The organism is Rhizobium sp. 21-4511-3d, from assembly GCF_053522545.1.
Map to the genome: position 1 here is coordinate 250486 of NZ_JBNWCF010000004.1, position 20213 is coordinate 270698.

22 protein-coding genes and 1 pseudogene are annotated in these 20213 nt (G+C 62.8%); 10 read left to right on the forward strand and 13 right to left on the reverse strand.

Annotated features, from left to right (window positions below; all coding sequences use genetic code 11):
- Positions 1 to 78 precede the first annotated feature (78 nt).
- The 9 genes from ccoS to ccoN all read right to left on the reverse strand — a co-directional run bounded on the left by ccoS (position 79) and on the right by ccoN (position 8337).
- Positions 79 to 234, reverse strand: coding sequence for a cbb3-type cytochrome oxidase assembly protein CcoS (gene ccoS / locus ACQZ5H_RS11975; RefSeq protein WP_112712143.1), 156 nt, complete (start codon positions 232 to 234; stop codon positions 79 to 81).
- Positions 231 to 2519, reverse strand: a complete 2289-nt coding sequence (locus tag ACQZ5H_RS11980; protein ID WP_449097816.1) for a cation-translocating P-type ATPase — start codon at positions 2517 to 2519, stop codon at positions 231 to 233. Before ACQZ5H_RS11980 ends, ccoS begins: the two co-directional genes overlap by 4 nt.
- Complete coding sequence (locus tag ACQZ5H_RS11985) at positions 2516 to 3001, reverse strand: FixH family protein (RefSeq protein ID WP_449097817.1); 486 nt, start codon at positions 2999 to 3001, stop codon at positions 2516 to 2518. Before ACQZ5H_RS11985 ends, ACQZ5H_RS11980 begins: the two co-directional genes overlap by 4 nt.
- Entirely contained in the window at positions 2998 to 4566 is a 1569-nt protein-coding gene (gene ccoG / locus ACQZ5H_RS11990) for a cytochrome c oxidase accessory protein CcoG (protein WP_449097818.1), read from the reverse strand. The genes ACQZ5H_RS11985 and ccoG overlap by 4 nt, the downstream gene beginning before the upstream one ends.
- Positions 4567 to 4749: 183 nt before the next feature.
- Positions 4750 to 4935, reverse strand: a complete 186-nt coding sequence (locus tag ACQZ5H_RS11995; protein WP_203431017.1) for a hypothetical protein — start codon at positions 4933 to 4935, stop codon at positions 4750 to 4752.
- A 9-nt stretch (positions 4936 to 4944) separates the two neighbouring features.
- Complete coding sequence (ccoP, locus tag ACQZ5H_RS12000) at positions 4945 to 5808, reverse strand: cytochrome-c oxidase, cbb3-type subunit III (protein ID WP_112712151.1); 864 nt, start codon at positions 5806 to 5808, stop codon at positions 4945 to 4947.
- Position 5809: 1 nt separating this feature from the next.
- Positions 5810 to 5962, reverse strand: a complete 153-nt coding sequence (locus ACQZ5H_RS12005) for a cbb3-type cytochrome c oxidase subunit 3 (protein ID WP_112712153.1) — start codon at positions 5960 to 5962, stop codon at positions 5810 to 5812.
- Between the two features lie 9 nt (positions 5963 to 5971).
- Complete coding sequence (ccoO, locus tag ACQZ5H_RS12010) at positions 5972 to 6706, reverse strand: cytochrome-c oxidase, cbb3-type subunit II (RefSeq protein ID WP_130283685.1); 735 nt, start codon at positions 6704 to 6706, stop codon at positions 5972 to 5974.
- An 8-nt stretch (positions 6707 to 6714) separates the two neighbouring features.
- Positions 6715 to 8337, reverse strand: a complete 1623-nt coding sequence (gene ccoN / locus ACQZ5H_RS12015) for a cytochrome-c oxidase, cbb3-type subunit I (protein ID WP_112712157.1) — start codon at positions 8335 to 8337, stop codon at positions 6715 to 6717.
- Positions 8338 to 8577: 240 nt separating this feature from the next.
- On the opposite strand from ccoN, the gene ACQZ5H_RS12020 reads away from it, so the two are divergent.
- The 8 genes from ACQZ5H_RS12020 (at position 8578) to ACQZ5H_RS12055 (ending at position 14691) form a co-directional block, all read left to right on the forward strand.
- Positions 8578 to 9309, forward strand: coding sequence for a Crp/Fnr family transcriptional regulator (locus ACQZ5H_RS12020; RefSeq protein WP_449097819.1), 732 nt, complete (start codon positions 8578 to 8580; stop codon positions 9307 to 9309).
- Between the two features lie 16 nt (positions 9310 to 9325).
- Entirely contained in the window at positions 9326 to 11251 is a 1926-nt protein-coding gene (locus ACQZ5H_RS12025; RefSeq protein ID WP_449097820.1) for a PAS domain S-box protein, read from the forward strand.
- Between the two features lie 103 nt (positions 11252 to 11354).
- Positions 11355 to 11798: a pseudoazurin gene (locus ACQZ5H_RS12030; RefSeq protein ID WP_413711557.1), complete on the forward strand. Its 444-nt coding sequence runs from the start codon at positions 11355 to 11357 to the stop codon at positions 11796 to 11798.
- Positions 11799 to 11953: 155 nt separating this feature from the next.
- Positions 11954 to 12391, forward strand: coding sequence for an adenosylmethionine decarboxylase (speD, locus tag ACQZ5H_RS12035; protein ID WP_449097821.1), 438 nt, complete (start codon positions 11954 to 11956; stop codon positions 12389 to 12391).
- Positions 12391 to 13494 carry a fused MFS/spermidine synthase gene (locus tag ACQZ5H_RS12040; protein ID WP_130283675.1) on the forward strand — a complete coding sequence of 368 codons (1104 nt, stop codon included), beginning with the start codon at positions 12391 to 12393 and terminating at the stop codon, positions 13492 to 13494. Before speD ends, ACQZ5H_RS12040 begins: the two co-directional genes overlap by 1 nt.
- 3 nt (positions 13495 to 13497) lie before the next feature.
- Positions 13498 to 14172: a hypothetical protein gene (locus ACQZ5H_RS12045; RefSeq protein WP_449097822.1), complete on the forward strand. Its 675-nt coding sequence runs from the start codon at positions 13498 to 13500 to the stop codon at positions 14170 to 14172.
- Positions 14173 to 14180: 8 nt separating this feature from the next.
- Positions 14181 to 14324: a hypothetical protein gene (locus ACQZ5H_RS12050; RefSeq protein ID WP_449097823.1), complete on the forward strand. Its 144-nt coding sequence runs from the start codon at positions 14181 to 14183 to the stop codon at positions 14322 to 14324.
- A 10-nt stretch (positions 14325 to 14334) separates the two neighbouring features.
- A complete protein-coding gene (locus ACQZ5H_RS12055) occupies positions 14335 to 14691 on the forward strand; it encodes a hypothetical protein (RefSeq protein ID WP_148194662.1) in 357 nt (118 codons plus the stop codon).
- Positions 14692 to 15046: 355 nt separating this feature from the next.
- On the opposite strand, the gene ACQZ5H_RS12060 is transcribed toward ACQZ5H_RS12055, so the two are convergent.
- On the reverse strand, positions 15047 to 16846 hold the full coding sequence (locus ACQZ5H_RS12060; protein WP_449097824.1) for an IlvD/Edd family dehydratase: 1800 nt from the start codon (positions 16844 to 16846) through the stop codon (positions 15047 to 15049).
- A gap of 106 nt (positions 16847 to 16952) precedes the next feature.
- Here ACQZ5H_RS12060 and ACQZ5H_RS12065 point away from each other — a divergent pair, with 106 nt between their 5' ends.
- The gene (locus tag ACQZ5H_RS12065; RefSeq protein ID WP_449097825.1) at positions 16953 to 17879 is read left to right on the forward strand and encodes a LysR family transcriptional regulator; all 927 of its coding nucleotides are present in this window, start codon (positions 16953 to 16955) and stop codon (positions 17877 to 17879) included.
- A 26-nt stretch (positions 17880 to 17905) separates the two neighbouring features.
- Here the strand turns inward: ACQZ5H_RS12065 and ACQZ5H_RS12070 are convergent, their stop codons facing one another.
- On the reverse strand, positions 17906 to 18160 hold the full coding sequence (locus tag ACQZ5H_RS12070; RefSeq protein ID WP_130283665.1) for a BON domain-containing protein: 255 nt from the start codon (positions 18158 to 18160) through the stop codon (positions 17906 to 17908).
- Positions 18161 to 18302: 142 nt separating this feature from the next.
- On the opposite strand from ACQZ5H_RS12070, the pseudogene ACQZ5H_RS12075 reads away from it, so the two are divergent.
- A pseudogene (locus ACQZ5H_RS12075) lies at positions 18303 to 18795 on the forward strand (cytochrome b).
- A gap of 6 nt (positions 18796 to 18801) precedes the next feature.
- Here ACQZ5H_RS12075 and ACQZ5H_RS12080 read toward each other — a convergent pair.
- Positions 18802 to 19296, reverse strand: coding sequence for a hypothetical protein (locus ACQZ5H_RS12080; RefSeq protein WP_112712179.1), 495 nt, complete (start codon positions 19294 to 19296; stop codon positions 18802 to 18804).
- A 113-nt stretch (positions 19297 to 19409) separates the two neighbouring features.
- Positions 19410 to 19913 carry an NUDIX hydrolase gene (locus ACQZ5H_RS12085; protein ID WP_130283862.1) on the reverse strand — a complete coding sequence of 168 codons (504 nt, stop codon included), beginning with the start codon at positions 19911 to 19913 and terminating at the stop codon, positions 19410 to 19412.
- Positions 19914 to 20213: the final 300 nt, after the last annotated feature.

Genomic DNA, 20213 nt, shown 5'->3' on the forward strand with positions numbered 1-20213 from the left:
CATCAGAGATAACGCAGGTTTAGCGGCGGCGCTACCATGCGCGCGACAGCGATTGCGACCATGGACAGAAAAGGTTGCTTAGGCCGGCGGATTGGCATCGTCATCGGCAATCGCCCGCCAGGCGGCCCCTTCGAGATCCTCATACTGGCCGCTCTTCAGCGACCAGAGAAAAGCCGCAAGTCCGATGCCACCCATGAAAAGCGCGATCGGGATCAGATAGATCAGCATGTTCATGCGGTGCGGGCCTCCGCCTGGGTAGCGGCAGGCGCGGGTCGCTCGTTTGCGGCAGCGCCCTTTCCGAAAGCGTTGAGCCGCAGCGCGTTGGAGACCACGATGATCGACGAGGTCGACATCGCCACCGCGGCGATCAGCGGTGTCGCCAGACCCGCAAGCGCGATCGGCACAGCCAGCACGTTATAGCCGATCGCCAGCGCGAAATTCTGGCGGATCAGCGCCGCCGACCGGCAAGCGACGGCAATGGCAACCGGCACGGCATCGAGGCGGTCGTTGAAGAACACCAGATCCGCCGCCTGCCGGCCGATATCGGAAGCGGTGGCCGGGGCCATCGAGACATGCGCGGCAGCAAGCGCCGGCGCGTCATTGATGCCATCGCCGATCATGAAGACGCGGTGGCTGTTGCCATTCAGCGCCTGGCATTCCCCGACCTTTTCTCCCGGCGTCAGCCCTCCAAGCGCGCGTCCGATACCGAGCGCACGCGCCGTATTGTCGACGACGCTCTGCCGGTCGCCGGAGAGGATTGCCGTCGCGAACCCCGCCTTGCGGAGCTCAGCGACGGCTTCGGCTGCGCCCGGCCGCAGCGTGTCGTCGAAGAAGAAGCGGGCAATGACCTGGCCGTCCCTGGCGAAGACCACCTCGGAATAGGGACCTTCGTTGGTGAGCGATGCCTCGGCACCACCACAAGAGAAGGCCTCGCTGCCAAGCCGGTAGAGCACACCCGCCTGGCGCGCTTCGAGGCCACCGCCCGGGATTTCCGTGATCTGCTCGAAGGCTGCGGCATCAGAAGTGCCGGTGTGTGCCAGGGCCTGCGACAGCGGGTGGCGTGAATGGCTCGCCAAGGCCGCCGCCCTAGCGATATCGGCCGGATCAGCGGCGTTGGCGGCAACGAGCCGCGGCCTGCCGATCGTCAGCGTACCCGTCTTGTCGAAAGCGACGGTGTCGATCTCAGCCAGTCGCTCAAGCGCCGACCCATCCTTGACCATAATGCCGCGACGGAAGAGTTCGCCGGCAGCCACGACCTGGACGACGGGAACGGCGAGACCGAGCGCGCAGGGGCAGGTGATGATCAGCACCGCGACGGCAACCAGCATCGCCTGTTTCCAGTCGCCGCCGATGAGGCCCCAACCAAGGAAGGACGCGAGCGCCAGGAGATGGACGACCGGCGAATAGAGCGCGGCCGCCCGGTCGGCGATCCGCCGGTAGCGGGCGCGGCCGCCTTCGGCCGCTTCCATCAAGCCGATGATTTCGGCGAGCAGTGAATCCCGGGCAAGGCGCGTGGCGCGGACCGCCAGCGAGCCGGTGAGGTTCATCGAACCGGAGCTGACCGGCTGGCCGGTCCGAACCGCAACCGGGCTGCTCTCGCCCGTTACGATCGAGAGGTCGAGATCGCTTTGACCGGACACGACAACACCGTCGACAGGAATACGGTCGCCTGCGGCAACGGCGATTTCGTCACCAACAGAAATTTCCTCAACCGCCACATAGCGGTGCGATCCATCCGGCTGGATCAGCAATGCACCGCGCGGCGCGATCCGCGCCAGGCCGTTGATTGCAGCCCGCGCCTTCTCGCGCATGACGTGATCCAGCGTCCGCCCGATCAGCAGGAAGAACAAGAGCGAGACCGTGGCGTCGAACCAGGCATGTTCGCCATGATGCATGGTCTCCCAGAGCGAGACGAAATAGGAGAGCGTGACCGCCAGCGAGATCGGCACGTCCATATTTGTGCGGCCATGCCTCAGGGCGTTCCAGGCCGACTGGAAGAAGAAGCGGCCCGAATAGATCAGCGCCGGGGCGGCGATCATCGCCGATGTCCAGTGGAACATGTCGCGTGTTGCCGCATCGGCGCCCGACCAGACGGATACCGAGAGCAGCATGATATTGGTTGCCGCAAAGCCAGCGACGCCGACGGCAAGCAGCAGCTGGTTGCGGGTCTTGTCACTCTCGGCCGCAAGCGGCGCGTAGAGATGCGCGCGGTATCCCGCGCCTGCGACCGCCGCGATGATCTGCGTGGGGTCGACAGCCCTGCCCCCGGCCTTCTCGCTATAGACGCAGGTGACACGGCGCGCCGTCAGGTTGACGCGCGCCTTGCTGACGAAGGGCAGCACCGTCAGCGCCTTCTCGATCGTCGAAATGCAGGCGCCGCAATGGACATCGGGCACGCTGAGATCGAGCTGGTGCAGCCCGCCGCCGAGCGGATGGCTCGCGAGCGCGATCTCCTCGGCACTGAAGGCCGTGGTGCTCATCGCCATCACCCCGTCGGCATCGATCGCGCAGCAGGTCATCGCACGAACTCCGCGGTGTCGAATCGGATCGCCTCATGCATGACGAGGCTGCCGCCCTTCTTCGAAATGAACTCGACGATCCAGTCACCCGCCGGGACACGGCGATCGGTCTCGAAGGCGCCCTCGCCGCGATTGTCCAGCGCAACTGAAAAGTCCTCGTGGTCGCCGACCGGCCGCTTGAAATTGGCCGTGACGGTATCGACGGCGGCCGGCGATCCATCCGGATTGGCGATCCGGTAGATGAAGCGGTCATCCCTGAGCGAGATATGCCCTGCAATGCCCGAGGCGGTCATCGCCTTCATCTCTGCGGCGCGCTGATTGAACTCCTGGCTGGCGACATAGGTGTTCTCGACCACGAGCCCGCTCCAGCTCGACGACGCGAACCACGCCATGGTGACATTGACGCTGATGACCACGGCGAAGAACGAGGTGATGACGAGCAGCATGTGGCGGCCGGTGAAGCCTTGGACACGGGTTGTCATTGCGGATCTCCAGGGGCGTTGAATGCGGCGCGATAGGTCGCCCGGTCGGTGCCGCCGGGCTCATCGATGGTGAAGAGGAACTCATCGACGGCAGCCGCCGTCGGCCTGCGGGTGATGAAGACCTTGACCGTCGTCGCCGCGTCCGGTGCCGCGTCGAGCGTGAAGCTGCGGGCGTCGTCCCTGCTGATTTCGGGGATGCGCATCGTGGCGCCGTCGAGACCCGACAGCGTCAGCGCGATCCGCCGCGGCTGCGGCACCATGTTGAGGATGCGGATCGTGTAGCCGTTGCGGATTGAGCCGTCGCTTTCCATGACGAATTGCGGATTGCGATCGTGAACCACATTGAGCTCCAGACGCCCGCGCATCGACAGATGCACCAGCATGCCGATGCCGATCGCCGCCCAGACGGCGGCGTAGAATACGACGCGGGGGCGGAAGATGATGCGCCAGTTGAAATGCCGGATGCCATTGATGAAGGAGCCGTCGGTATTGCGGACCTTGGCCGGCTGCACCGCGGTCCGGCCGCCATCGGTGGCGATCGCCATGTTGGCGGAATATTCGCTGAGCGTCGCATAGGCGATCAGGCCGCGCGGCTTTCCGATCTTGTCCATGACGCCGTCGCAGGCATCAATACAGAGGGCGCAGGTAATGCACTCCATCTGCTGGCCGTCGCGAATGTCGATGCCCATGGGACAGACGGCGACGCAGGCATTGCAATCGACACAATCGCCGACCGCGAGGCCATCGGCCTGCGCCTTCTTGCTGTGGCGAGAGCGCTGCTCGCCGCGCCAGTCGTTATAGGTCACGACCAGCGAATTCTCGTCCAGCATGGCGCCCTGGATACGCGGCCAGGGGCACATGTAGGTGCAGACCTGCTCACGCAGCAGACCGCCGAAGACATAGGTGGTGGAGGTCAGGATGGCGACCGTCGCATAGGCGACAGCGGGCGCGGCACCGGTTGCCAGCGCGACAGCAAGAGACGGCGCATCGGCGAAATAGAAGATCCAGGCACCGCCGGTAGCGACGCCGATCACCAGCCAGATCGAGTGTTTCAAGACACGCTTGCGGAGCTTGCCTAGGCTCCAGGGAGCGGCATCGAGCTTGATCCGGGCGTTGCGGTCGCCTTCGATGGCTCGCTCGACGACAAGGAAGAGATCGACCCAGACCGTCTGCGGACAGGCATAACCGCACCAGGCGCGGCCAACCGCCGAAGTCACCAGGAACAGCCCGAACCCTGCCATGACGAGAAGCCCGGCGACGTAATAGAATTCCTGCGGCCAGATCTCGATGAAGAAGAAATAGAAGCGGCGCGAGGCGAGATCGACAAGGATTGCCTGATCGGGGGCATAAGGTCCGCGATCCCAGCGGATCCAGGGTGCCAAATAATAGATGCCGAGGGTGATCAGCATCACGATCCATTTGAAACGGCGAAACTGCCCCTCGGCACGCTTCGGGAAAATCTTCTTGCGCGCCGCATAGAGCGGCTGACGGTTGCGCCGCGCATTCACGGGCTCGACATCGAGCCGCTCCACGCTCTTGGGATCGGGTGCGGTGAAAAGGTTCATAAGTAATGTCTTTCGCGTTCGATACGCCTGTTCTCCTCCTCGAAGCGCCAAGCGTCCTTGATAAAGATCAACAAGCGCGAGCGGTCGGCAGCCGCAAAAGGACAAGCCGCGCTTCGAGGCGAAGGCGCGGCCCGGAGGAACTGCGGGGGAGAAAACGCCGCTTGGGGTGTCCTCTCCTTTTTTCTAGCGGCTCGACGGCTCGTCATCCTTGAGGGAGGTCAAACTGACGATCGCGCTGCCGATCTTTTCCGGCTCGTCGCCCTTGCAGCCGGGCGGCAGGGATTTGGCGCGCACGGAAACACGGGAATGCACGACCGAGCGCGGCATGCCGTAAAGCCCGAGAAGCGGATTGTGCCCGTGCGCCGTCATATCCCTCTCCTACTGACCGCCGCCGAGTGCGTGGACGAAGACCGTCAGTTCCTTGACCGTGGTATCGCCGAGACGCGCCGACCATGCCGGCATGACGCCGTGTTTCGGTGCGGTGACCTGGCGGATGATCGCCTCCTCGCCGCGGCCCTTCAGCCAGATCGCATCGGCGAGATCGGGCGCCCCCATCTCGGCCTTGCCCTTGGCATCCTCGCCATGGCAGGCGGCGCAATTGTCGAGGAAGATCTGCTTGCCGGCCTGAGCCAGCGCCGGATCCGAAGGCGTATTCGTCAGACCCCAGACATAGGCCGCGACCTCCTTCGTCTGGTCCTTGTTGAGGATATCGCCGAAGGCCGGCATTTCCGAAACATGCGTATCGGGATCTTCCTCGAAGCGGATCCCGTGGGCGATCGTCGTCTGGATCGATTGCAGATCACCGCCCCAGAGCCAGTCGTCGTCGTTCAGGTTCGGAAAGCCCGGACCGCCGCTGGCGCCCGATCCGTGACAGGGGGCGCAATTGACCTTGAAGGCCGAGGCGCCGCCGGCGATCGCGAATTCGCGCAGCGCCGGATCGGCATCGATCTCCTCGACGCTCTTTGCCGCGATCATTTCGTGGAACTTCGCCTGGCCGGCCTTGGCCTGATCGAGATCCTGCTGCAGCTCGGCGCGGCTGGAATAGCCGAAATAACCCTTCGTCGCCGAGGTGATCATCGGGATCGCCGGATAGACGACGACGTAACCGATCGCCCAGAGGATCGTCACGTAGAAGGTCAAGACCCACCATCGCGGCATCGGATTGTTCAGTTCGCGGATGCCGTCCCATTCGTGTCCTGTGGTTTCGACGCCGCTGATTTCATCAATATGTTTTTCCGACATCTCAATCATCCTTCAGGGGAATGTCAGCGGCCTCCCTGGCCGTCTTTTTGCTGCCGGGGCGGAGCGTGTAGACGACGGCGCCAACGAAGAACGCCGCCATCGCCAGAAGCCCCCAACTGTCGGCGAAGTGCCGCATTGCCGTGTATGTTTCCATGGGATCACCTCACCGGTAGCCGGTCGCATCGTCGTAGGTCGAGAAATCGACCAGCGTACCGAGCATCTGCAGATAGGCGACGAGAGCGTCCATTTCGGAGAGCTTCTGCGGGTCGCCGTCGAAATCGCCGACCTTGGCCTTCGGATAGCGCTGCAGCAGCGCCGAGGTGTCGGCGTTCGGATCGGCCTGGGCCTTCATGTCAGCTTCGGCATTGGCGATCATGTCGTCGCTATAGGGAACGCCGACATCCTCGTTGGCCTTGAGGTCCATGCCGATATCCTTGACCGTCACCGGCTCCTCTTTGAGGAAGGCGTATTTCGGCATGATCGATTCCGGCACCACGGCTCTCGGGTCGGAGAGGTGCTGGACGTGCCACTCGTTCGAATAGCGGCCGCCGACGCGCGCCAGGTCCGGCCCGGTGCGCTTCGAACCCCACTGGAACGGATGGTCGTACATGGATTCCGCTGCCAGCGAGTAATGGCCGTAGCGCTCCACCTCGTCGCGGAACGGCCGGATCATCTGGCTGTGGCAGAGATAGCAGCCTTCGCGGATGTAGATGTTGCGCCCCGCAAGCTCGAGCGGCGTGTAGGGACGCATGCCCTCCACCTTCTCGATCGTATTCTGCAGGTAGAAGAGCGGCGCGATTTCCACGATGCCGCCGATCGAGACGACGAGCAGCGAGCCGACGAGAAGCAGGGTCGCGTTCTTTTCGAGGATCTTATGTTTGTCCAGTATCGATGCCATGTCTCACCTCACTCGGCAGGCTGTGCCTGGGGCACGTAAGCGGTCGGAATTGCGGCTTCGTCGCGCAGGCGTCCGCGGATGGTCATGAAGACGTTCCAGGCCATCACCAGGCCGCCGGCCAGGTAGAGCACGCCACCCAGCGTGCGCAGCACGTAGTAGGGGAACATCGCCGAGACGGTTTCTGCGAAGGAATAGACGAGGAAGCCCTGCGAATTGTATTCGCGCCACATCAGACCCTGCTGGATGCCGGCAACCCACAGAACAGCGGCGTAGACGACGATGCCGAGCGTGGCGAGCCAGAAGTGCCAGTTGACCATTCTGAGGCTGTAGAGACGTTCGCGGCCCCAGAGCTTCGGCGTCAGGTAATAGATGGCACCGAAGGTGATCATGCCGACCCAGCCGAGCGCACCCGAATGCACGTGGCCGATGGTCCATTCCGTATAGTGGCTGAGCGAATTGACCGTCTTGACCGACATCATCGGTCCCTCGAAGGTCGACATGCCGTAGAAGGCGATGGCGACGATCATCATGCGGATGATCGGATCGGTGCGGATCTTGTCCCAGGCGCCCGAAAGCGTCATCAGGCCGTTGATCATGCCACCCCAGGACGGCATCCAGAGCATGATCGAGAAGACCATGCCGAGCGTCTGTGCCCAGTCGGGCAGCGCCGTATAATGAAGGTGATGCGGACCGGCCCAGATATACATGAAGATCAGGGCCCAGAAGTGAATGATCGACAGGCGGTAGGAATAGACAGGGCGGTTGGCCTGCTTCGGAACGAAATAGTACATCATCCCGAGGAAGCCGGCCGTCAGGAAGAAACCGACGGCATTATGCCCGTACCACCACTGAGTCAGCGCGTCCTGGACGCCCGAGAAGACCGAATAGCTCTTCGAACCCAGGAACGAGACCGGCACCGCCAGATTGTTGACAACATGCAGCATGGCGATGGTGACGATGAAGCCGAGATAGAACCAGTTCGCCACATAGATGTGCGGTTCCTTGCGCCTTAGGATCGTGCCCAGGAAAACAGCGAGATAGGCCACCCAAACGATCGTCAGCCAGACGTCGACATACCATTCCGGCTCCGCATATTCGCGGGCCTGGGTAATGCCAAGAACGTAGCCCGTCGCCGCCATGACGATGAAGAGCTGGTAACCCCAGAACACGAACCAGGCGAGACTGCCGCCGAAGAGACGGGCATGGCAGGTGCGCTGCACGACATAGAAGGACGTCATGATCAGCGCATTGCCGCCGAAGGCGAAGACGACGGCCGAGGTGTGAACCGGGCGCAGCCGGCCGAAATTCAGGTAGGGCGCCAGATTGAGATCGGGACAGGCGAGCTGCGCGGCGATGATGACGCCGACGAGAAAGCCGACGACACCCCAGAAGACGGTGGCGATCAGGCCGTAGCGGATGACCTCGTCGAAATAGCCTGAAGGCTCAACCTTGGGCACCCGGCCCGCCGGCGAGAAATCGACGCGCCGCAGCAGGATGACGGTCCCGGCAAAGAGGCAGAGACACAGGATGCCCATATGGACGGCGAAGAGGTGGTCGTGGGCGAAGGCGGCTCCCAGCAAGGCCAGGAAGGCTGCGACCGCGACCAGCACGGTCTCGGTTGAATAGTTCATGATGTCGTCCCCAGTGCGCAGCCGGCCGCATCAGGGCCGACTCTCTCGTACTTTCAGGGAAGGACTGTCACGGCGACGTGAGCGGCTCCTTGATCTACGTCAATGAGCCCAGGCAGCGGCGATCCGGCGGAGCGGCTGTTACCAACTGTTACACAGTCTCACCATTTGAAACGCTGCGCTCATCGCTGTGTGACTGAGCGCCTTTCTATTGTCCCCATTGCAGAACGAGGGGACTTCGCAATGCTGATGCAGAACCAACAGGCCTTTGAGCATACCGAGACGGCAACCAACGCGGCGAAGCTCGGACATTCGCTCGCTTCGCTCTTCGATCTCTCGCCGATCGAGACCGTGCCGGCCGGCAAGGCTCTCTGCTGGGAAGGCGATGCGGCAAAGCATCTCTTTCAGGTGGTCGAAGGTGTGGTCCGCCTGCAGCGCATCATCGGCGAAGGCCGCCGCGTCATCACCGCCTTCCACTTTGCCGGCGACCTGATCGGTGCCTTCCTGCAGGGCGATTTCCTGTTCACGGCGGAGGCCGTCACCGATTGCAAGATCCGCCGCGTCGCCCGCAAGACCTTCCAGGAGAATGTTGCGAAATGTGACGCGCTACGCCCGGAATATATCGCGCTTCTCTGTCATGAGACGGCGGCCGCCCACGAGCAGATGGTGCTCCTGTCGAAGAAGAATGCCGAAGAGCGGCTCTGCAGCTTCATCGTCGAGCTGGCGCGCCGGCCGGGCGGCCAGCCGCGCCAGGGACTGCTGCGCGTGCCGATGAACCGCCAGGATATCGCCGACTATCTCGGCCTGACGATCGAGACCGTATCGCGCACCATCACCAAGCTTTCCTCGCGCGGTGTCATCGCCCCGGAGGGGCGCCACGACCTGCGGATCGTCAGCATGGGCAAGCTTGTTCAGCTTTCGGGTAATGCTGATGATTTTACGGACAAAAGCTGCCATAGGGTCAGTGTTCACTGATCGCGCAGGAGCGCCCATGCCTCACCGGCTCATTTCGCCCAGAACCGCATCGCCACAGGAGCTGGACGCGCTTGTGCATGTGCTCGATGGAGCCGATATCATCGTTCACCGGCTCGAGGGCACGATCACCCATTGGTCGATCGGCTGCGAGAACATGTATGGCTGGGCGCGCGAGGAAGCCGTCGGCGAGATGGTCGATGCGCTGCTCGCGACGCAATATCCCGAACCGGTCGAGACCATTCGCGCCCATCTGAAATCCCGCGGTTTCTGGCAGGGCGAGATCATCCACCGCCACAAGAGCGGCCACGATATTCACGTCGCGACGCGCTGCGTTCTCGTCAACCTTTCGGACGGCGACCCGGCCGTCATTCAGGCCAATAGCGACATCAGCGCGCTGAAGAAGGCCGAGGAGGCCGTGCGTTCGCGCGAGGCACATCTGAGCTCGATCCTCGACACCGTGCCCGATGCTATGGTCGTCATCGACCAGAAGGGCAGCGTGCTCTCCTTCAGCAAGGCAGCCGAGCAGCTGTTCGGCATGACCTCCGACAAGATTTGCGGCAGAAATGTCAGCGATCTCATGCCCTCGCCCTATCGCAGCGCCCATGACGGCTATATCGGCCGCTATCTGGAAACCGGCGAAAAACGCATCATCGGCTACGGCCGTGTCGTCACCGGCCAGCGCGCCGATGGCTCGCAATTTCCGATGGAGCTGCATGTCGGCGAAGCCACAGCCAATGGCGAGCGCATCTTCACCGGTTTCGTGCGTGATCTGACGAGCCGCTTCCGCATCGAGGAGGACCTGCGCCAGGCCCAGAAGATGGAAGCCGTGGGCCAGCTCACCGGCGGCCTCGCCCATGATTTCAACAATCTCCTGACCGTTATCAGCGGCAATCTCGAAATGATCGAGGACAAGCTGCAGCCGGGTCCGCTGCGCGACATGCTGCGCGAGGCCCAGGATGCGGCGACTGATGGCGCCAAGCTCACCGGCCAGCTGCTCGCCTTCGGACGGCGCCAGCCGCTGAACCCGAAACATGCCGATCTCGGCCAGCTGCTCTCAGGCTTTTCGGATCTTCTGCGCCGCACGCTCGGCGAGGACATCAAGCTCTCGACCGTGCTCTCGGGCTCGGATTTCAACGTGCTGGTCGATAGTTCGCAGCTGCAGAATGCGGTCCTCAACATCGCGCTCAATGCCCGTGACGCCATGCCGAAGGGCGGCAGCCTGACGACCGAGATCTCGCGCGTGCATCTCGATGCCGATTACGCCAAGATGTTTCCCGAGGTCCGCAGCGGCAATTTCGTGCTGATCTCGATGACCGATACCGGGTCGGGCATGACCGACGAGGTGAAGAAGCGAGCGATCGAACCGTTCTTCACCACCAAGGAAGTCGGATCCGGGACTGGCCTCGGCCTCAGCATGGTCTATGGCTTCGTCAAGCAATCCGGCGGCCACCTGCAGATCTACAGCGAGGCAGACCGCGGCACGACCATCCGCATCTATCTCCCGGCGCTCACCGGCCCGAAACCAAGCGCTCTGGAGCAGGAAGGCGCGGCCAGCGAAAGCCCGCTTCCCGGCGGCGACGAGCATATCCTCGTCGTCGAGGACGATATCCGCGTCCGCCGAGTCGCCGTCGCGCGACTGGCCACCATGGGATACCGGGTGCTTGAAGCCGACAACGGCAGGCAGGCTCTGGAAATCCTGAGGGAAAGCCCGGAAGTCGCCCTGCTCTTCACCGACATCGTCATGCCGGGCGGCATGACCGGCGACGAAGTGGCGCGTGAGGCGCGGGAACTGCGCCCCGATATCGCGGTACTGTTCACGTCGGGCTATTCCGAACCGGCGCTTGCCGCCAACGACACGATTTCGGGTGCCCGCTGGTTGCGCAAGCCCTATACCGCGCGCGAACTTGCAGCCCAGATCCGTGAGCTGCTCGACGCCGATTAAACGGCGCGCGATCCCTCCAGTTTGACCGGCATCAAAGAGCATCGCCCTCCCCCGTCCTAGAACTGTTCCGCGGCCAAATGGCCGCGGAAACAGGAGACGTCAGATGAATTTGAAATACGGTCTGATCGCGGCAACATGCGCCATGCTCGCATCGGCTGCGCCGCTGATGGCGGCCGATCACCAGGTCCAGATGCTCAACAAGGGCACCGACGGCGCAATGGTCTTCGAGCCCGATTTCATCAAGATCGCGCCCGGCGACACCGTGACCTTCGTTCCGACCGACAAGAGCCACAACGTCGAGACCTTCAAGGGCCTGATCCCGGATGGCGCGGCGGAATTCAAGTCGAAGCCGAGCGAGCAGTTCCAGGTAAAGTTCGACATCCCCGGCGCCTATGTCGTCAAGTGCACGCCACACTTTGCGATGGGCATGGTGGCGCTGATTCAGGTCGGCGACAACCCGGCCAATCTCGACGCCATCAAGGCCGCCAAGGTTCCGAACCTCGCGCGCAAGCGTCTCGATGGCGAGCTGGCCAGATTGGCTCAATAACACTGACGATTTGAGGTATGCGGGCTGCAATCTCTGGATGCAGCTCGCCGCCAGCTCCCGGCGATATATGTTGCCTAGCTAATATTTTGTGGCATGCTCGATGGAAGTCCCGTTCGATGTTGGGTTCCATGGGTGGAAGAGCGGCCGAGGACACCATGACGGTGTCCGTTCATCGCAAGTCTGCAGCCTGTTACACGCCACCCATGCCTGTCGGCAGCAGTCTTGGCGCGGCAAAAACCAATGGCGAACTTCCTGGCAGGCATCTGATCGCCGACTTCAGCGGCGCCAGACGGCTCGGCGATGTCGCGCATATCGAAGCGGCTTTCCGGGCGGCCGTAAAGGCCGCGGGTGCGACCCTGCTCGGCATGAACTTTCACGTCTTCGATCCCGGCGGCGGCGTAACCGGAACCGTCTCGCTCGCCGAAAGCCACATGTCCATCCACACCTGGCCCGAACATGCCTATGCGGCACTCGATATCTTCATGTGCGGTGCCTGTGATCCGCTGAATGCCTTGCCGACGCTGGTCGAGGCGCTCTCCCCCGCCCTGGTGGAATTGCGACAGATCATTCGCGCGGAGGCGGCGGATCTCTGATGGCGATGGTCATAGCCGACGATCCGGAAAAGAGCGCACTTGAGGCACTGCCGTCAGTATCGCGTCCCTATCCCCTGCCGGAATTGCCGCCGGACCGTGTCTTCGTGGAAGGGCTGGATACGAGCGTGCCGCCGAGGAGCGGCAGTGTCTTCGTTCTTGAGGACGCCGATATCTTCGACGAGTACCATTACCGCGCCCAATCCATCGTCTGCTCCTTTCGAACGCCGTTTCAGAACGTGACGATCGCCGATACCTACAGTTTCGGCCGCGCCCTGTTCCTCGACGGCGCCATCCAGAGTGCCGAGGACGACGAAGCGCTTTATCATGAAATGCTCGTGCATCCGGCCATGCTGATGCATGACAATCCGAGCCACGTCCTGATCATCGGCGGCGGTGAGGGCGCGACATTGCGCGAGGTGCTTGCCTATCGCGATGTCACGCGCGCCGTGATGGTCGATATCGACCGCGACGTCGTCGATTGCTGTCGCGAACATCTCGGCACCTGGAACTACGGCGCCTTCACCGATCCACGCGCCGAACTGCACTACCGCGACGGCCGTGAATATGTGGAAACCACCGACGAGCTCTTCGATGTCATCATCATTGACGTCGTGGACATGCTGGACAATGGCCCGGCCCAGCACCTCTATACCAAGGAATTCTACCGGTCCCTGCGCGGCTGCCTGCGCGATGGCGGCATCCTGGTGGTGCAGGCGCTCGAATTCTCGTCCTGCAATTACAAGGGCCATACGGCGCTGCGCCGGACCCTTGAGACGGCCTTTACGAAGGTCAGCAGCTATCAGGTGCCGATTCCTTCCTTCCTGGCCATGTGGGGCTTCCTTCTCGCCTCCGACTGGCTCGATGCCGAAGAGGAGAGTGCTACCCGCCTCGATCAGCTGATCGACACCAGGCTTGGCGATGATTGGCTCGATCACGCGACGGGCGCCTTCATCATGTCCCGCTTCTGCTTCGACAAGGAGACCGATTTTCTGCTCGGCATCGGTGGACCCGTGCTTGAGGACGGCATCGCCTTCATACCGCCTCCCGACGTCCACATGGTCGATGACGGGATGCGCCAGCTTCCCGCGCTGACGGACGAATAGCCGATGACGGCAAACGGCGCCCAGCATTGCCGGCTTTTCCTGCTTCCAGCCGGCGAAGCCGGCCGCGCCGGCGCGGCCCTCCTCTGCAGCCTGTCCTATCCGCGTGCGGTATCGCTGCATGCGCTGATCGCGCCGCTGGAAGGCGAAGCCGTCCCCGCCTTCCCGCCCGCCGATGCCGAACAGCTTGATGTCGTCTTGCTGCCGAGCGGCTCGCAAACGTCCTTCGCTTTGCAGGAGTCGGCAGCGGACTGGCTTCGGAACACCGTTGCGCAGGGGCGCTTCGAAAACCTGTCCGCCGACCTGAAGCTCCGACAGGGGCAGATCAGCATCCGCGGCCAGCAGGTCGTCATCCAGTCTGCACCGGAGCTCTTCAGGGATATGCTTGCAGGCGTCGGCGCATTCGGCTGGCTTTGGCTGAACATCGAAGATACCGAGCGTGCGGTCGAGACGGCCTGGGATCAGCAGCACGATGATGCCGAACTCCTCGAGCGCTCCTCGTACAGCCGCAGGATCAGCAGTAGCCTGGCCGCCAAGGTGGCCGAAACGGCACGCCTGCGGCAGTGGTTCCTGAAGAGCACGCTGCTTCTGGAGCGCGGCGATCGCGGCCTGCCGCCAGCCTCGCGCCGCAGCTTCTTCGAGCTTTGCCAGCAGATGGATTTCGGGCGGCGGCCCAGCTGATCGGCGAGGTGATCGAGGCGCGAGAGACGCTCTACGGGACTGCGGCCGAGCGCAGTTTCGAATACCGGCTGTTCTTCGTGTCATGCATCATCGAGGCGGCCATCCTGGCCGGCATCCTGATCGAAATCGCAATCATGCTCTACGATCTCTGAGGAGGGACAGATGAGGTTTGGATTGTTCCTGGCCGCGATGGCGGCCACAGCAGCATCGGCACTGGCCCAGGACGCATTTCTTACCGGGGCGCAGATCAAGGCCGCCTTCGCCGGCAAGACGGTATCGGGAACCGAAGATGGCTCGGCCTACCAGGAAAAGCTCCTTGCCAACGGCTCCATTCAGGGGCGATCCAATCTCGACGGAAGCTATACCGGCGAATGGGAAGTCGATGGCAATGAGATCTGCTTCTATTACGACGATGATGATGACGACGAAGACGATGATTGCTCTCGGGTCGTGCTGAAGGGCGCGAGCGTCATATTCGTCGACGATGACGGCTCACGTTCAAGGGCGACCCTGCGCTAGAGACCCGCAATTATCCACCGCTGGGTCCATGTCACGCCGATGTCACGCGACGGCTGCGGGGCGTTGTGGTTAGCTTCTTTTCGAGGGGCTGGGGGCCGCTCATTTCAAGGGCTTCGCCGGTGTTCCAGTAGCGAAGTCCCTGTTCAAGAGACCCGCCGGATACGGCGGGTCTTTCAGCATATGGAGGGGCCAGACGTGACCAAGCTGCACATTTCGTTCGGCATAGCTTTCCTCGTGGCGCTGACATCGATGATCATCTCGCTGACAAGCTCGCCTTTGCCGTTCTAAGCACCACCGAAAACGAAAATGGCACGGATTTCTCCGTGCCATCCAGATCTGCGAAAACAGCTCCCGCTCAGTGATTGTCGCGCGGCACACCCTTGGTCTGGGCGATGCGCTGGTACTTGACCGCGGGTTCGAGAACGGCACCGGTTTCCAGCTGGCCGACGACGGAGCGCTGGATTTCCTGCCATGGCGTCTGATGGTCCGGATAGCGGTAGCCGCCATCCGCCTTCAGCGCGGCATGGCGCTCGGCTAATTCGCTCTCGGAAATCAGGATATCGGCGCGTCCGCGGCCGACGTCGATGCGCACCTTGTCGCCGGTCTTCAGAACTGCGAGACCGCCGCCGGCGGCCGCTTCCGGCGAAGCGTTGAGGATCGACGGGCTGCCCGAGGTGCCGGACTGGCGACCATCACCGATGCAGGGCAGCGACGAGACGCCCTGCTTCAGAAGATAATCCGGCGCACGCATGTTGACGACCTCGGCCGCACCCGGATAGCCGATCGGACCGGCGCCGCGCATGAAGAGGATCGTGTGCGCGTCGATCGAAAGCGACGGATCGTCGATGCGCTTGTGGTAATCCTCCGGACCATCGAAAACCACGGCGCGGCCTTCGAAGGCTTCCGGATCGCTCGGGTTCGAGAGATAGCGGTCGCGGAACTCCGGCGAGATGACGCTGGTCTTCATGATCGCCGAGGAGAACAGGTTGCCGCGCAGCACGCGGAAACCGGCGCGCGGCTTCAGCGGTGCGTCGAAGCGACGGATGACCTTCTCGTCCTGGATCGACTGCCCGCGACAGTTCTCGCCGATCGATTTGCCGTTGACCGTCAGCGCCTCTTCCTGGATGAGGCCCTGCCCCATGAGCTCGTTGACCACGGCAGGCACGCCGCCGGCGTGATAATAGTCTTCGCCGAGATATTCGCCGGCCGGCTGCAGGTTGACGAGGAGCGGGACTTCTTCGCCATAGGTCTGCCAGTCATCGACGGTCAGCTCAACGCCGATGTGACGCGCCAGCGCATTGAGATGGATCGGCGCATTGGTCGAGCCGCCGATTGCCGAATTGACGCGGATGGCGTTGATGAAGGCGTCCTTGGTGAGGATATCCGACGGCTTCAGGTCTTCTCGGACCATGTCAACGATGCGCAGGCCGGTGCGGTAGGAAATTTCCTGGCGGTCGCGATAAGGCGCCGGAATGGCGGCCGAACCCGGCAGCTGCATGCCGAGCGCCTCGGCAAGCGAGTTCATCGTCGTCGCCGTGCCCATCGTGTTGCAATAACCGGTGGAAGGCGCCGAGGAGGCGACCAGTTTCACGAAGCCCTGGTAGTCGATTTCGCCCTTGGCGAGTAGCTCGCGGGCCTTCCAGACGATAGTGCCGGAGCCGGTGCGCTCGCCGCGGAACCAGCCGTTCAGCATCGGGCCGACCGAAAGGGCGATCGCCGGAATATTGACGGTGGCCGCCGCCATCAGACAGGCCGGTGTGGTCTTGTCGCAGCCGATCGTCAGCACCACGCCATCCAGCGGATAGCCGTAGAGCACTTCGACGAGGCCTAGATAGGCAAGGTTGCGGTCGAGGCCGGCCGTCGGGCGCTTGCCGGTTTCCTGGATCGGATGAACCGGGAATTCGATGGCGATGCCACCGGCTTCGCGGATGCCCTCGCGCAGGCGGTTGGCGAGCTCCAGATGGTGGCGGTTACAAGGGGAGAGGTCCGATCCGGTCTGGGCAATGCCGATGATCGGCTTGTCGGACTGCAGCTCTTCCTGGCTGAGGCCGAAGTTCATGTAACGCTCGAGATAGAGCGCCGTCATGTCGGCATTATCAGGGTTATCGAACCAGGCGCGGGAACGAAGGCGGGGCTTGCTGTCGTGTTGGGTCATCGCACTATCCACGTTGTTTATTGACATGCAAATATCCTAAGGCAGAGAGATTGTATAATACCGTTCTCCTATTCTGACTTAGGAAAAGCGAATATCAGAGGCCATGATGACACGTCTCGATGCCTTCAAGTTAAAGCATTTGCGCATGCTCGTCGCGCTGGAAGAGCATGGGAAGGTGGGCAGGGTCGCGGCGATGTTCGGCCTGTCGCAGCCATCGCTGTCGCGCACACTGTTCGAGCTCGAATCGCTTGCCGGATACCGGCTGTTCGACCGGCATAATCGCGGCACGACGCTGACCGCCGAGGGCAAGGTGCTGGCGCGCTATGCCCGGACGCTGCTGTCGGAAGCGGCGCGCGCCGAATATGACATGAAGGTCATCGCGTCGGGCAAGCGCGGCAGCGTCAGCATCGGCACGGTGATGACCCCGGCCTCGGATGTCATCGTCCCGGCGCTCAACGATGCCCAGGCGGAATATCAGGATCTCGACATCAACATCTCGCATGGCAGCAGCGATGCGCTGCTGGCGCAGCTCAATGCCGGCAGCCTCGACTTCGCGATCTGCCGCCTGCCCGAAAACGCAAACCGGGCGATGTTCGATTATGAGCCGATCGGCGAGGAAACCTTTCGCATCGTCGTGGCGGCGAACCATCCGCTGGCGAAGAAATCGGCGGTCGAGGAAACCGATCTCGAAGGCCTCGACTGGGTGCTGCAGCCTGAGGGTTCCTACCTCCGGGACGTGATCGACGACTATCACCGCAAGCATGTCATCGTGCCGCGTAGTGTGATTTCCACCTCATCGGTGCTGATGACCATCCTGCTCGTCAGAAGCGGCGGCCGCGTCGGCATGTTCGCCACGACGGTGGCGGAAATGCTCGATCAGCATCATCTGCTGAAGGCTCTGCCGCTGAATGCCCGGATCGACATACCAGGTTTCGGTCTGGTGCAGCTGAAGGGCAAGGAGTTGTCGCCTCAGGCCAAAGGTGTGCTGGAGGCGTTGCGGCAGAAGGCGAGTGAGCGGAAGACGTGGGTTTGAGAGGGAATGTCTTCGCGCGGAGCCCCCTAGAAAAACCGACCCAAAGCACGCGCCGTCGAGATATCGTTGACCACCCGGCGAACGCCGCGCACGCTGGCCGCAGTCGCACCCGCCGCCTCCCGCGTGCCGGAGCTGCCCAACCGGCCCTTGAGCGTGACGACGCCGCTCGCGACCGTCGCCCTCACTGCCTCGTGGCTCAGGCCGAGTTCCAGCTGCAGCCGGTTGCGGACCGCGACCGAGAGGGCGTCGTCACCGATCGGGATGATTTCATTGACGAACATCACAGCAGCCTCCGGTTCTCACTGACGGCATCCTCCGCCCGGTGGCCGCCGCTTGCCTTGACCTAGATCAACCGGTGCGCGGCATTCACGTTCGTGTCAGTTTCGTCAGGCACGGAGAGGAGCCAACAGCCGGGAGCCGTTCATGCCGAAGACAAGCTATTCCCTCACCCAGCGCGTCCTTTCATTGGAGCATGGCGCTGCTGATCTTCTTCAATCTGCTGTTCCCTGACGGGATGAACCGCTGGCACCACCTGCATAGGAGCGGCCAGCCGGTATCACCCGACGATGTCGCCGGCGCCAATATCCACGCCTATATCGGCATCCTAATCCTGGTGCTCGCTGGACTTCGCCTGATCGTGCGGGCGCTCTCCGGCGCCCCGGCGGAAGCCGAGGGATCACCGGCCGTGCTGCATCTCGTGGCGCGGGCAACCCATGCCGCGCTCTATCTGCTGCTCTTCGTCATGCCGCTGTCCGGAATTGCCGCCTATTACTTCGGCATCGACAGCCTCGGCTCGCTGCATGGCGGCCCGGTCAAGATGCTGCTCTGGGTGCTGATCACGCTGCATGTGCTCGGCGCCTTCGCCCAGCACTTTTATTGGCGGACGAACGCGCTGCGCCGCATGACGATCGGCTGAAACCGGTCAGACGCCGTCGGCCTCGAGCTCGCGGTGCCGGACCGGCCGTTGCTCCGCCTTCGCCGCAGCCATCCGGATATCGCAGAGCATCTGCCGTTCGAGCTTGATCTGCCGGCGCATCGGGCCGGAGAACAGCCGCAGTGCCTGACCGACGGCACCGGGCGAAAGCTGGCTGCGTCCCGCCGCAAGTCCCGTCAGCGCCGCGATTGCCTGCTGTGCCGCATCGAGCTCGGCCGCGCGGCAGGCGGCGCGCAATTCCCGGAGGTTTGCGATTTCGGCTGCCTTGGCGATCAAGGGCAGCGCGGAGCAGATCAGCCGCTCTTCCAGCCGATGGGTTTCTGCCAGCAGCGGCCCGAGTTCGCGGGCCATCGTCGCGCAGAGCGCATTGTCGACATGGCACGGCAGGAAGTCGGCGATCGCCTCCAGAAAATCGCACCAGGAGAGGAGTTTCGTATGACACGCCTCCAGTTCCTCAAGCCCGCCCGGCATCACATCAGTCATCGCTACCCCCGATCAGAACGGCCGGGCAATGCCACGGCCTCCCGTCGGCGATAGACGCAGATGCGAGACCTTTCCTTGAGAGAGATCAACAAGCAAGGATTTGTTGGGCGGGATTACTTCCCCTTGAAGTCGACGAGCAGCGACTTGAGCTCGATTTCGCGCACGCGGCGCGCGGCCTCTTCGGGCTCGACCCAGGCAAGCACGCGCTGGCCACGCTCCTTGAAATCATCGACCTGTTCGAGAACCTCGACCGGATAGATATCGACGATGCAGGGGGCGACGTCGCCGTTGTCGAGCCATTTCAGATAGGTGTAGCGGCCGATCGGTTTCTTGCCGACGGTGCCGCGAACGCCCGCCTCTTCCCAGGCTTCCGTGGCGGCGGCCTCGTAGGGCTTCTTTTTCTTCATCGGCCAGCCCTTGGGGATGACCCAGCGGCCGCTGGCGCGCGAAGTCAGGATCAGGACTTCGATACCGTTAGGCCCGCGACGGAAACAGAGCGCGCCATATTGCTGCTTGAAGGCGCCGGTAAACAGCTTGTCGGGCTTGGCGGCCAACTGCTGCAGCAGCGTCTTCGGCCTTTCCGGTGGCGGCTTGCGCTCTTTCTTCTTGGGCACCATCAGCAGCGGCTGGTTCAGCCATTCGCCGCGATGCGCATATGAAGAGATAAAGTTCATGCCTGCTCCGCCGGAACGACTCAGCCGCCCGCTTCTCCGCCGCCTATGCGGCACCGGGACAAATTGCAGCCCAAGAGCAAAAGGGCAAGTGCGACCTGCAGACACTATGAGATTTTGATACCGGAGCCTCCCACCACGAATGGAATGCTTACGCGCTTGGGCCCATCTCTCGCGCAGCATGTCCGGCGGCCAAAACGGCCCGCCTTTCACCCGATCACAAAACTGAAATGGAAATGACGATGC